Origin of the sequence: Pauljensenia sp. UMB6358 (assembly GCF_030216865.1) — a bacterium.
Taxonomy (GTDB): Bacteria; Actinomycetota; Actinomycetes; order Actinomycetales; family Actinomycetaceae; genus Pauljensenia; species Pauljensenia turicensis_A.
In genome coordinates this window covers 36,079-49,090 of record NZ_JASOMS010000009.1, presented here as the reverse complement: position 1 = coordinate 49,090, position 13,012 = coordinate 36,079, and the positions used below count along the sequence as shown (strand labels likewise).

The 13,012-nt window shown below is 57.4% G+C and carries 9 protein-coding genes; 6 read left to right on the top strand and 3 right to left on the bottom strand.

All coding sequences use genetic code 11. From position 1 onward, the window contains the following. Positions 1-42 precede the first annotated feature (42 nt). From QP381_RS07155 to QP381_RS07140, 4 genes are all read left to right on the top strand, one after another. Complete coding sequence (locus QP381_RS07155) at positions 43-699, top strand: hypothetical protein (protein WP_103632476.1); 657 nt, start codon at positions 43-45, stop codon at positions 697-699. Positions 700-822: 123 nt separating this feature from the next. Continuing rightward, on the top strand, positions 823-1,419 hold the full coding sequence (locus QP381_RS07150) for a PadR family transcriptional regulator (protein WP_006680285.1): 597 nt from the start codon (positions 823-825) through the stop codon (positions 1,417-1,419). Then, on the top strand, positions 1,416-2,129 hold the full coding sequence (locus QP381_RS07145) for an ABC transporter ATP-binding protein (RefSeq protein WP_006680284.1): 714 nt from the start codon (positions 1,416-1,418) through the stop codon (positions 2,127-2,129). The genes QP381_RS07150 and QP381_RS07145 overlap by 4 nt, the downstream gene beginning before the upstream one ends. Then, entirely contained in the window at positions 2,126-4,849 is a 2,724-nt protein-coding gene (locus QP381_RS07140; RefSeq protein WP_285068193.1) for an ABC transporter permease, read from the top strand. Before QP381_RS07145 ends, QP381_RS07140 begins: the two co-directional genes overlap by 4 nt. A gap of 76 nt (positions 4,850-4,925) precedes the next feature. On the opposite strand, the gene QP381_RS07135 is transcribed toward QP381_RS07140, so the two are convergent. Genes QP381_RS07135 through QP381_RS07125 form a run of 3 tightly spaced genes read right to left on the bottom strand, consistent with a single transcriptional unit; the run spans position 4,926 to position 10,569 of the window. Then, complete coding sequence (locus QP381_RS07135; RefSeq protein WP_219810916.1) at positions 4,926-5,429, bottom strand: RNA-binding S4 domain-containing protein; 504 nt, start codon at positions 5,427-5,429, stop codon at positions 4,926-4,928. 29 nt (positions 5,430-5,458) lie between these two features. Continuing rightward, on the bottom strand, positions 5,459-7,894 hold the full coding sequence (locus QP381_RS07130; RefSeq protein ID WP_285068192.1) for a YhgE/Pip domain-containing protein: 2,436 nt from the start codon (positions 7,892-7,894) through the stop codon (positions 5,459-5,461). Further along, positions 7,891-10,569, bottom strand: a complete 2,679-nt coding sequence (locus QP381_RS07125) for an MMPL family transporter (RefSeq protein WP_285068191.1) — start codon at positions 10,567-10,569, stop codon at positions 7,891-7,893. The genes QP381_RS07130 and QP381_RS07125 overlap by 4 nt, the downstream gene beginning before the upstream one ends. Before the next feature lie 121 nt (positions 10,570-10,690). Here QP381_RS07125 and QP381_RS07120 point away from each other — a divergent pair, with 121 nt between their 5' ends. Continuing rightward, positions 10,691-11,398: a TetR/AcrR family transcriptional regulator gene (locus QP381_RS07120; protein WP_006680279.1), complete on the top strand. Its 708-nt coding sequence runs from the start codon at positions 10,691-10,693 to the stop codon at positions 11,396-11,398. 13 nt (positions 11,399-11,411) lie between these two features. Next, entirely contained in the window at positions 11,412-12,980 is a 1,569-nt protein-coding gene (locus QP381_RS07115) for an aspartate:alanine exchanger family transporter (protein WP_285068190.1), read from the top strand. Positions 12,981-13,012: the final 32 nt, after the last annotated feature.

Genomic DNA, 13,012 nt, shown 5'->3' with positions numbered 1-13,012 from the left:
TGGCAGTTCACAGTGGCGTGCGTCCTGTTTAAAGTGAGGGGTATGGCTGAAGAAACCCCGAAAGTACACAAACGTACCGCCGCGTTTACTGAAGAGCAGATTGAAGCTGGTCTTTGGCTTCTGCTGGCATTGAACTCGCGGTCCAGCCTCGGTGATGAGATCCCGGGGAAAGATTCGGCTCTTCGTGATCTTTTGGCTCCCGTCGCGCGCAAGGTCCCGCTCAGCGATGAGCAAGTGGATGAAGCGGTCTTGCTGATCGAGGCTGCCAAATGGGCGATGGAGCGCCATGAACTGCGTCCACTGTCCGTGTCGCAGTGCAATCGTGAACGCGATGCGCTGCTGAAGCGCTGGAATTTAGCGTCCACGAAAGGCGCGTTGCTCTGGCCGCCGTCGTCGCAGACAATTTCAGCTCGCCTTGGGGGAGGATCGTGGAGTCGGGCTACCGCTCGTCTTGGGTTCCGCGCGAATTCGCGAGGCCGGGCCCGCGGATCTGGCAGGTTTACTTCCGAATCAATGGCCGTTGTTCTGCGCGAATTCATTGCCGAATGTGAGCGTAATCAGATCGAACCGACACTTCAGGGGTACAGGAAATGGTCGAAGCGGCAACGTGCGACGGGCAGGGACGATGTTGCTTCTGTTGCCACTTTGCGACAGAGGTATGGGACTTGGAGTGTGATCCTCGCTTCTGTTGAACCATGAACCTATGAATAATTGCATTTCGTAAAAGCAATGAAGTGTTGATTAAACTAGACTCCTCAGTTATAAACTGAGTCCTTTGTAAGAGTGGATAGACGTAGGTAGTCGGAAAGTCTGGAGTCGTCAATGTCAGTACGCAAAGCGCTCCTCGCGCTCGTCTCTCAGCGGCCTGCTGGTGTGTACCGCCTCAAGCAGATGTTTGAGGATCAGACTTGCGAAGCTTGGCCGTTGAATATCGGTCAGGCTTATCAGACGATGCAACGCCTTGAACGCGATGGTTCTGTCTCTTCGCGCCAGGAAACAAACGCTGGGCGGGACTCTGAAGTCTTCGAGGTCACCGAAAAGGGTCGCGAGATCCTCAACGACTGGTGGAAGACCCCGGTTTCGCGTCAGAGCCCGGAACGCGATGAGCTCGTCATGAAGCTTGCCGTCGCAGCAACTGACCCCAGTGTTGATGTCACGGCACTCATTCAGACCCAGCGTCGTTCCTCGCTGAGGGCACTGCGTGATGTTACGCGTCTGAAGTCGCTTGCCTCGGATGAAGAACTCGCATGGAAGCTGATTCTTGAGCGTCATATCTTCGACCTCGAAGCGGAACTGAACTGGCTGGATCACATTGAGTCCGGTGCCGTTTCCGAGGTCGCTCGTCGCGCAGCATTCGCTCGCTTCAAACGTCAGGAACGTCAGAAGTCTTCGAAGAACGTTGCTACCGGCGTGCGATGAGTTTGAACTCCCATCCGGTTGCTCTTGTCGATATCTTTCACGAATACGGTACCGGCAATACGAAGGTTCAGGTGCTCGCTGGGATCAACCTACAGGTTGAGCCTGGCGAGCTTCTTGCCATCATGGGACCTTCGGGCTCTGGTAAATCCACACTGCTTGCCATCGCTGGAGGACTAGAGCGCCCAACGTCGGGCAAGGTTTACATTCACGGCGAGTCCTTTGCAGATATGTCGTCTGTGGAATGTGCGATGGTTCGCCGTAAGTCGATCGGATACGTGTTCCGCGATTCAAATCTACTTCCCACCCTGACTGCGGTGGAAAACGTTGAAATGCCACTTGAACTGGATGGTTTTTCTTCCTCGAAAGCACGCGATGCTGCACTTTTTGCCCTCGAGGAAGTGGGAGCTCTTGACCTTGCTGAAAAGTTCCCGGATGGCCTGAATGGTCGTGAGCAACAACAGGTTGCAATTGCCCGCGCTCTGGTTGGTCGTCGCTCGATTATCATGGCTGACGAGCCCACCGGTTCCCTCGATTCTCACTCGGGTGAACAGATTATGCTTGCTTTGCGTCAACAGATTGATGCGGGCGCTGCAGGAATCCTGGCGACTCACGAGGCCCGTTTTGCCGCGTGGGCTGACCGTACAGTTTTCCTTCGTGATGGGAAGATGACTGATACCTCTTCGTCAGATCGGATTGAGGATCTTCTATGAGCGAAGGCGGATCCGGATTGAGCCACGGAATTCGCGCACGTGCTAATACTTGGAAGATTGTATTGCGGATATCGAGGCGCGCAACGATCCGTGATCGATGGCGTACCCTGACGTCGTTACTGATCGTTTCGCTACCGATCGTGCTGGTTATTTCGTCGATCACTCTCTGGTCGATGATGTCATCATCACGCTATTTGGCGATACAGAACTTAGGGCCGAATGATTCGACTCAAGCGCGAATTACACGCGTCAGCTTTAATCCGATCGAACAGGATTATTTGGGTGAACCAGCGGGTGATGTGACTTCTGCGTCCGTGGATTCATCGTCTGTCGATGAGTTTCAACTGAATCGGTGGCTCCCCAGCGATGCTGTGATGGTCACAACGCTATCTTTCCCGTCGGTCAATGTGTCAACTGAAGACGGTTTACGCTCTGCATTAGTTACGACAGCCACAGAGACTTCGTCGTTGGATATTTTTGCTGAGAAGGATGAACAGACTCCGAGGCTTGAAAATGGGCATGCTGTTCTTGCTTTAGACGTTGCTACAGAACTGAACGTGGGCGTGGGGGACACGATTCATGTTTCAGTATCAAGCACGAGCATGAAGCCATCAATTACTGCGACGGTCATGATTGACCAAGTGGCGGATCAGGAACGAAGCATTGTTGTAGGTCTTGGAACTTTTGCATCGAGATCGCCGAGTGAACTTCAAGGAACCTCTGCTCACTACTACATCTTGAGTGAATCCCCTGTGACGTGGGACGACGTGCAGCTGCTCAATCATTCAGGCTTCGCTGTTATCTCTCGTGCTGTTCTGGCACATCCCCCTCAGAACGCTCCGCCTCCGCAATCCACGGAATTTTCATCGGCTCAGGCATGGCTTCCATTCATCATTGTTATCGGTGTTCTTCTGGTTTTCATCGAGCTGATCCTGTTCGTCTCACCGCTATTCGCGGTCGCTCAAACGAACGGTATCCCCAGCGCGATTACGATGCTTGCCGTTGGCGCGACACGTTTTCACCTGATTCGTCTGATGATGTCGCTGGGACTGGTACTGGGTGTCCTGTCGGCATTCCTGTCCCTTGCAGGGGTGGGGATCGTCCTTGGTACCTTCGTCCAGACTCAAGGTTTAAGTCTGTCGATGATTCCTTGGGAAGCTCTAGTCTTCTCCTTCATTTCACCGATTGTGGTGTGTCTGATCGCCTGTTACGCGCCGTCTCGTGACCTTGCGGACACGGATGCGACCACGCTGTTCTCTGGGCATACTCGTGCGCCGTCGCGTCTTGTTCGGAAGATCCCGTTCTACCCGCTTCTTCTTGTCCTTGCTATCCCGCTTTTGATGTGGGCAGCGATGGCGGGGGCTCTGGGGATTCTTGCTTTCGGCCTAGCCCTGCTGATCAGTGGAATTATCGGAACCGCTCCTTACTTTGTTGCATATGACTGGCGCGGCCGACGCCCTCCTTCGCTGGGTTTGCGTCTTGCGGTTCGTGACGCGGTCAGGAACGGCCAGCGGACGCTTCCAGCAATGGCCTCGTTGATGACCACCGCGCTACTGGCCACAGCGCTTCTGATCACTCTGACAAGCGCGAACGAAGCCGCGTGGAATGCGCACGCGCACCTGGGGCCGAAAGGAAGCGTCTTCGTGTCGGACGCCGATGTCACGGATATGGTTTCTCAGGCGCGAGTGATTCACGATTCTGCCGCTGCAGCTGTGACGGATCGTCGCTCGGTATCGAGCGCCACCACGTTGTCAGGGCTGAAATGGGAATCCACTGATTGTGGCCCCTCCATCGTGATCGAAACGATCTCCCCTGACGAGTCATCCACAGAGTCAATGAACGACCATGTTCCCTCGCTCGCGGAATTGGATTTGGCGTACATCGTGGACGATGGCACTTTCCTCTCCGCCTCCAACCTGATTTCCGGTGACGAGATGGTGAAGGCCGTAACGACCCTGAACTCCGGTGGCGCGATTATGCCGAAGGGCTCGTACATTTCTGAATCGGGCCAAGCGACACTTCGTGCTCTAGATATGAGCGACACGGTTGAGGCAGCTACGCAAGGCTCGAACACGGTTCCTGACCCCACCACGGTGTCCGAAGCCCAGATTCAAGCAATCACCTGGTCGAAGCTGAACGTGATCGTCTTGTCTCCCAAAGCTGCTGAAGTGTTGAAGGTTCCCGTCCTTCCACTGGGACAGCTTTTGATTGTTGATAAGCCCGTGTCTGTTTGGGCGATGTCGGGATTTATTTCAGCAATTGAGTCGAGCGCCCCCGGTTCATCGGTGACGGTCATTCAACCTCCGTTGTCGACCATCATCATGCCCTACATCGCTACGCTGATCGCATTGCTTTCCGCCACCGGAACGATCGCTTTGATTGTCGTTCTTTCGGCTAACGCTATGCGTCCCGACTTCGAGACGCTGGAAGCGATTGGTGCGTCTAGGACTCTCCGTTCGCGCGTTACCGCCTACCAGGGCATGGGACTCGCATTGCTCTGCTTGCCTATTTCCATACTGTCCGGCTTGATTGCAGGGGTGCTGACGGTCATGACGATCGCTCGTTCAGGTGTATTCCCTGAGCTTGCAAACCTTCATCCTGTGATCCCGTGGTTTCAGGTGATCGTGATGTTCTTCGGTTCTCCGATTTTGGCGACTGTCGTTGCGGGCGTTGTTGCTTCGCGCCAGCAGAAGCCGGGCTCCCTGATTTCGGTGAGCTAGGCCGCCTACTGACTGCGGTGCTCGAACTGAGCCGGACAGTCAGCGTCCCGGCGTAATCCCCCCCAGTGACGCCTCGTCAATCCCAATCGAAATCGGAAAGATGATGGTCGAGACGCGCATGTTCATGAGAGTCACGCCCGCGTAGGCGATCCAACTCTCGGCGCTCTTTCTTCGACGGGCGACCAGTTCCACGTTCACGCTGAGCAACCGGGATGAACAATCTGGGACGAGGGGGAGTGAGGTCCTCGTAGCAGACGCGCGCTTGAGGGGCACCAACGCGTTTGACCAGCAGTTTCGTTACCGTCAGTATCTGGTCGAAACCGTCGACTCGTAGGCGGACCTCGTCGCCCACCTTCACTTTTTGAGCGGCTTTTGCGCTGTCGCCGTTGACTTTCACGTGTCCGGCGCGAGCCGCAGAGGTTGCTTGCGACCGCGACTTGACCTTGCGGATAGCCCAGAGCCACGTATCGACGCGAACCGAGTCTCCGGGTGCCAAAGCGCCTCGGGGAATCTCGACGGCCTTCTGCTCGCTGGTAGAGGTCGACGGGGATTCGCCCGAGGTGCCCGGTGTACTAGTCATACGGCAATCGTAGACGGTTGCCGAGGGAGCTAGGCGAGGCGTGCTCGCAGTTCGCTCACGGAGGTTTGGCGACGCTTCGCAACAGCACCGATCGAAACGATGAAAGCAAGAAGTGACCATGCGATCAACAGACCTACGGTGTGCCCAAGGTTCGTCGCACCGACTCCCAAAACAAGCGCTCGTAGCGTTCCTTCAACCGCAGGAAGGATCATCGCGCCTCGCAAGCCACCAATGAATCCGCTGGTCGGCTGGCCGGCGAAAATGCCGACGAGCAACACTGCTTGGAAGGCGAATAAAACAACGGAGATTGCCAGTCCCACGCGCTGACCAAACGCTGCGATCAGTGCTTGCTGAACGATTGCGAGCGTCAGCGCACTTACCACAAGAATGACGAATGTTGCGACGGGGCGAGTTGTCATGGCTCCGGCAATACGCAGTGCGCCACCAAGGATAGCTGCGGAAACACCGGACACGATCAGGTTCGGCCAAAGGGCATTGAACGCGAGTGCAGCGGGGGTGGCCGCCGAATCAACGCGCTTGGAATTGAGCGCGCCGAACGCGAGTGCCCCCACCATTGTCGCCAGCCACAGGGCAAGAACCGCTGCGGTGGGAGACCACGATGTCGTCGTATCCTGCTTACCAGAAGTGGAGGTGACGTCGATCGGAGTGGCCAGTGCCTTCGCGGACGAGGCCGCTTCTGTCTTCGAGTGTGTGGGGATCTGATCGGTGGCTGACTGGAGTCCGTCGGCGAGCGTGGTGGAACCGTCGCTCAGCTGATTCAGGCCGTCAACCAACTGGTTGGCACCGGAGTTCAGCGTTTGGGTTCCGCTGACCAATTCGCCGGTCTTCGACGCCAGAGTGGAGGCTCCGGAGGATAGTTGGGAGGCGCCACTATTCGCCTCTAATGCACCGTCGGCGAGCGTTGAAGCTCCGGAAGATAGAGCAGATGATCCGCTATGAGCCTGGGCAAGGGAACTCGACAGTGTTGATGATCCGCTAGCTACCTGATGGGCTCCCGTGCTCAGCTGGGTGACACCGTGGTCGAGCTTCGTCGCCCCGGCTGCCACCTGCGAAGCAGCGGAGTTCAGGTCGGAAGAGTTTTTCCCAGCCAGCTGGCCCATGTTTGCCACGACGGTGTCAATACCGCCGGAGACCCTGGTGGCGCCTGCGCTCAGCGTGCTCACTCCGGCTTTCAATGCCTGGAGCTGTGTGCCCGTGGAGTCCACCGAGTTTTGCGCCACGGTTGCTCCTTGGCTGAGTTGAGTTGCCAGCTGTTCGGCACCGGAAGAAATGCCTTGCGCGTATTGGGTTGCCCCCGCGCATGCTACAGCGCTTCCTGCCTGGCAGGCGCTAATGAGTGCGGGTAGCGCGTCTGCGTTGGTCTTGATGGTGCTTGCTCCGTTGCTTGCTGCGGTCAGCTGACCGGGCAGAGCGTTGAGAGCAGTAGTGTCGAGGGTGCCCAACTGCTGATCCAGCTGGGTAAGGCCGGCTGCGACCTGTTGTGCGCCCGTCTGCAATGATGGCGAGGTCCCATCAAGAGACTGAGTCATGCCGGCGTAGAGTTGGGTGGCCCCGCCTGTGTACTTCGCGACTGCTCCTGCCAAAGAGGAGGCGCCGTCGCTCAGGGAAGTTGAGCCGCTCTTAAGAGAATCGATGCCCATGGCCAAGGAGGAGGCTCCGGAAGCGAGCGTGGTTGAGCCGTCGTTGAGAGAGCTCAACCCGTTGTCCAACGTGCGCGCTCCGTCTGCCAGGGATGAGCTCCCCGAGGTGAGCTGAGCAACTCCGGAACTGAGCGTAGAAGCCCCATTTGCTAGAGAGCGTGTCCCGTCGGCAAGCTGGCCACTTCCACTTGCCAGTGTCGATGTGCCGTCAGCCAGCTGACGCGCTCCGTTAGTCGCGCTGACTTGTCCGTCAGCAACTTGGCGCGCTCCGTCGGCGGCCTGGCCGATCTTATCGGCAATTGTCCCCGTGGCTTCAAGGGATTGCGTCAGGTATTTGACAGTGAGCGTCGTACCGAATTCCGATGCGGCACTGTGAGCAAGCGCGTTCGACAAGGTGCCAAAAGCATCGCTTGAACCGTCCGCAACTTCGAGGTTCAGTTGTGGAACATCGCCAGAATTGTTCACCAAAATGTCGACCAGAGACTGTGAGAAGTCCTTGGGGATCGTGACGACAGCATCGTAGGTGCCGTCATGAAGACCAGAGGCTGCGGTCTCTTCGGTAACAACCGACCAGTTCAGTGATTGCTCACCGTTGACGTCATCCTTGGTCAGGGCCGCAATGATTTGTCGGCCACCGGGCACCTGTGTCCCATCATCCAGCGTCGCAATTTCGTCGTTGTTCACGATGGCAGCACTGATCTGGCTGGCGTTTGCCGTGCCCGCATTGACGCCGAGCAGGGCGGTCAGTCCCAGCAGAGTGGGGAGCAGAAGGATCAGAGTCAGAAGCATCCAGTGGCGTTTCATCGAACATTCTCCTTTGAGGTGGTGGTGCTCGTACCCAGTTCAACGTCGGCTGCTGGGGTGAGATTTTCAGGGACGACGAGGCCGCGCTTGCCGGTGACAACCACGGTCTTACCTGCGGCGATCAATTCGTCGATACGTTTCCACCGCCTGGTTCCCGGATCGTCAACGATCACGATCCTGGTGTGTGTAGGAACAGCGTCATCGTGGTTATGCAGTGAAAGGGTTTGACGTTGGACGAATGCGGTTCCGTCTGGGAGGACGCGATCGCCGACGACGATGATTCCCCGTGTTGGACGAAGACGTGCGCTGATGATGGTTGCGAGCGCGTGACGCGCTAGGGTGTCGTCGCTTCTGACGATGCCGAGTTCTCCGGGTTTCAAAACAAGGGTGAATCCGCTGAATACGACGTCGCTTCCTTCTTGGACGCGAACTCCTTCCATCCTGAGGGAGGATTCGCCGTGTGCTTTTACCCAGTCGGCGTGTTCGAGCGAGCGGGCAAGCCCCTCGCCTTCGACGTCGACAACGGGGAGCATGCGGTCAAGCCATGCGGGCATCCACCATGCGCGCTTGCCGAGGAGCGCCATGAGTGCGGGGATCAGGGTCATGCGTACAACGAAAGCGTCTGTTGCGATGCCTGCGGTCAGGGCGACAGCGATGGGCTTGATGTAGACGTTCCCGTGTGGGATGAACGCCGCGAAGACGCCGGTCATGATGACGGCCGCTGCTGTGACGACCGTGGATGATCCGATGAAGCCGCGTCGAACAGCTCGCTTGGCGTCGCGGGAGTGGATCCATTCTTCACGCATACGCGAGACAAGGAAAACCTCGTAGTCCATTGCTAAGCCGAAGAGGACACCCATGACGATCACGGGGAGGAACGAGATGACGACGCCCACTTTGGTCACGTGGATGAAGTCAGCGAAGTAGCCCCATCCGAAGACAAGGCCGACTGCGCCGAATGCTGTGCCGAGGCTCAGCAGATAGCCGAGAGTTGCTGTCAGTGGGACAGCGATTGAGCGAAAGACAATCATCAGCAGAATGATCGAGAGCCCGACAACAACAATGCCGAAGGGAACAAGCGCGGCATTGAGTTGGCTGGCAATGTCGATGGCGACTGCGGTTTGGCCCGTCACCATGATGTCACGGATCCCAAGGTCGGTTTCAATCTGGGATGCGTCATCGCGAATGGTTCGAACAAGCGCGTGAGTTTTCGGATCGGTCTGGCCCTTTTCCGGAAGGATCTGGACGAATGCGATCGTTGCATCCTGGTTCGGTGTTGCCAGTGCGATTCGGTCGACGCCGTCTAGGGACGAGAGGCGATCGGCGAGAGCGTCCGTCACTTCGAGTGGCTGAGCCGTTTGGGAAATATCCGCGATGACAACAATGGGGGAGTTGTATCCGTCACCGTAGGCTTGTGTGATCGCATCGTAGGTCTGACGCAACTGCGTATCTTTGGCTTCGTATCCGTTGTCAGTGAGCCCTAAGCGCATACCGGTTGCTGGAATCGTTGCGATACCAAGAATCGTAATGACGACAAGGACCGTCAAAGCGGGAATCTTCGTGATTGTGTCGATCCAACGTGCAGCAAAGGAACGGTGCTTCTTTGCGGGCTTACTATTGTTCGCTACGGCCTTACGGGTGCGCTTCTTTGGAGTTGCGCGCTGGCCAAGAAGAGCAAGCAGAGCCGGAACAGCGGTCAAAGCAACCAGAACCGCAATGCCAACAACAATCGCTGAGGAGACGCCCATCACCGTCAAGAACGGGATACCAGCAACACCCAAGCCAGTAAGTGCAACGATCACCGTGCCACCAGCGAACACCACTGCCGACCCCGCGGTCGCGTTTGCGCGAGCCGCGGCCTCGTGAGCCTCGATCCCTTTGGCGAGATACTCGCGAGCGCGCGAAATGATGAATAGCGCGTAGTCAATGCCCACAGCCAAACCGATCATGACCGCGAGGACCGGGGTCACCGAATTGATCTGAATAAACGTTGCGCCAACAAGAAGCGAGGCCATGCCGACACCCACACCGATGAACGCTGAAAGGATCGGTGCGCCCGCGGTCAGTAGTGACCCGAAGGTGACGAGCAGGACGATCGCTGCGATCAAAACGCCGACCAGTTCGGTCGCGGATAAGGCAATATCGACCGTCTTGCCGATATTGCCTCCCAGCTGGACCGTAAGCGCGGAATCGGAATCGTGGACGGATGATGCTAATTCATCAAGGGCGGCTGAAACGTCGTGAGCCTTCGCATTTTCACCGCCCGCGAGCGACCCCACCGACGTGTCTGCTTGAATCTGAACAAGCGCGTTCTTCCCGTTGTCGGTGATCGTGGAACGCTCAGAATCAAACGGGTCGGAGACCAGCGCGACACCGTCGATATCGCCGGCCTTGTCGACGAACTCATCGATTGCTTTCTTGTGAGCGGTGATATTCGAGTCCGACGCGGTGAAAAGTACCTGTTCGGATGTGCCCGCAGCCTGGGGGAGTCGCTCGGCCAGGATCTCCAAGCCGGTCATCGACTCAGCTTCGGCGATCTTGAAAGCGCCCGACAGATTAATGCCGAGTAATCCAACGGCAATAGCGAGCACAGTAAGAAGAGCTGCCCAGATGGCAAGCGTCCGCTTCGCATGGTCTGCGCACCAGCGGCCTACGCGGTGAAGAAGGGAGGACACGTTTGGTCCTTTCGATGAATCGCATCAATGTTTCGATACAAAAGCGTATCCGATTCACAAATGTATTGAAACTTCGATTAGGGTGATCCTATAGATATTTTCAGTCCTCGAAGGAGGGGCAGTGAGCAGCAAAACCCGCGACGTACGCAATCGCGTCAACACCCGCGCCCGCCTTCTCGACGCTGCCGCAGACGTCTTCGTAGAAAAAGGATTCTCCGGCGTAAAAATTGATGACGTCGTCAAAGCAGCGGGTTTTACCCGAGGCGCCTTCTATTCCAACTACTCGTCAATGGATGAAGTATTGAAGGATGTCCTCGTCCAACGCGCCCACACAATCGTCGATGAAATCGAAGCGGCGCTCGCGGGTATCGAAGGCGAACCCGACGTTGGCACCATCATGGCAGTCCTTGACAGTTTTTCGGCGCAGGGGCGAACAATGTACGTTCTGACCTGCGAATACAACCTCTACATGATGCGTCATCCCGAACTTATCGCTAGCGATGATGCATTCCCCGTCACTGAACGTGAACAGCTCGAAGCAGCAGTCGGAAGAATCGTCCGCGGCGTGCTCGCCCGAATGGGACGCCAATCGATTTTCGAGCCAGGAGTGATCTCGCGAATCCTGACCACCTTCTATCTGGAGTCGTTTGCGCCCTCAATGGGCGGTGGTACGAATAAGCGGATGCTCGCCCAAATGATCGAGGGGCTTATTTTCGCCTCGTCGCGACTGATTTCCTCCCAGGGTGATAATTGGGACGCAACTAACGCCGGGCTCACCCCAACGTGGGCAGTTCCACGCACAGAAGATGGAACTGAAAATGGAGCCTGACTAGGGTTGAAGCATGGCCTCCCTGCTGATTGCGAACCACCTTCTTACCCTCTTCCTGGTTGTTGGAGTGGGTGCTGCGCTCGGCGCAATCCGCTTCGGTCCACTTCGTTTCGGCGCAGCCGGGGCACTCTTCGTCGGCCTCGCAGCCTCCGCGTGGAACCCCGAAGTCGGCGAAGGCATGGAAATCGTCCAACAGATCGGCCTAGCATTCTTCGTCTATACGGTCGGCATCTCGTCGGGCGCAGTGTTCTTTAAAGACATTCGAAAACAGACGGCGCTTCTTGGAAGCTGTGCCGTAGTCTGCGTCATCGGCGCAATTACCGCGTTCATCGGCGGCGGTCTGCTTCAGCTTCCCAAGGGGCTGACACTCGGCCTATTCACCGGTGCTCTGACCGCTGCTCCTGCCCTAGACGCGGCCACTCGCGTCACCGGCGACCCGCAAGCCGCAGTCGGTTACGCCTTCGGATACCCGATCGGCGTCATCATCGGGATCATCGTTGTTACCATGACCGTCACCCGCAAATGGGTGGGCGAAAAAGACACCCCCTCACTGGCCGGTCAGTCCTTGGAAACGATGACTGTTCGCGTTGCCAAACGCATCAACACCCGTCACGTAACCTTGTGGCGTGACCAGCAGGTTCGCATGTCCTACCTTCGTCGCAAAGGCGAAACCCGCGTTGTCGTTCCCGGTGAGGACCTGTACGAAGGGGATCTCGTGCTGGTTGTGGGCGACCCGGCAAAGATTGAAGAAGCCGCGTATCAAATCGGCGAACCCGTCGAGCACCACCTTGAAGATGACCGCTCGGACGTCGCATTTGAGCGCATCCTTGTCTCGAACCCCGAAGTTGCCGGCCAGCCGATTTCTGCGCTCAATGTAGCCACACGTTTCGGCGCTGTTGTCACGCGCGTCCGCCGAGGCGACCTTGACTTGCTTGCCCGAGACGACCTAGATCTGCAACTCGGCGATCACGTCGCCGTCGTTGTCCCGACAGATGAGCTTGATGAAATCCAGTCCTTCTTCGGAGACTCCGAAAAGCGCGTTGCGGAAGTCGACGCAATGGCGTTCGGTATCGGTTTGGTGCTGGGCATGTTGCTCGGCGCGATTCCGTTCCCGATGCCATCGGGGGCCTCGTTCACTCTTGGCTCTGCTGCCGGCCCGCTGATCGTTGGCATGTTGCTGGGTGCCCTGCGTCGCACCGGGCCGCTGGTATGGACACTTCCCACCTCGGCGAATATTACGATCCGTCAGATCGGCTTGCTTCTTTTCCTTGCTGGTCTCGGCTTGAATGCAGGGCCAGAACTCGCTTCGCTTCTGACCAGCCCCGATGGTCCGAAGGCGGCGCTGCTCGCTGTGATATTGGTAGTGGTCTGCTGCGTGGGTCAGGCTCTTGCCGGTCGATTTGCCGGTCTGTCCGCGCCTCGTAGCGCCGGTGGAGTCGCAGGTTTCCTGGGGCAACCGGCAGTCTTGCAGGCCGCGGACGCCCGCGTTCCCGATGAACGCATCGAGGCCGCCTACGCGAGCCTGTTTGCTTTCTCCATCGTCGTGAAGATCCTGTTGGTTCCGTTCATCTGGTCGATCTAACACCGACGTGCTCCACCGCCAGCGCCATTGGT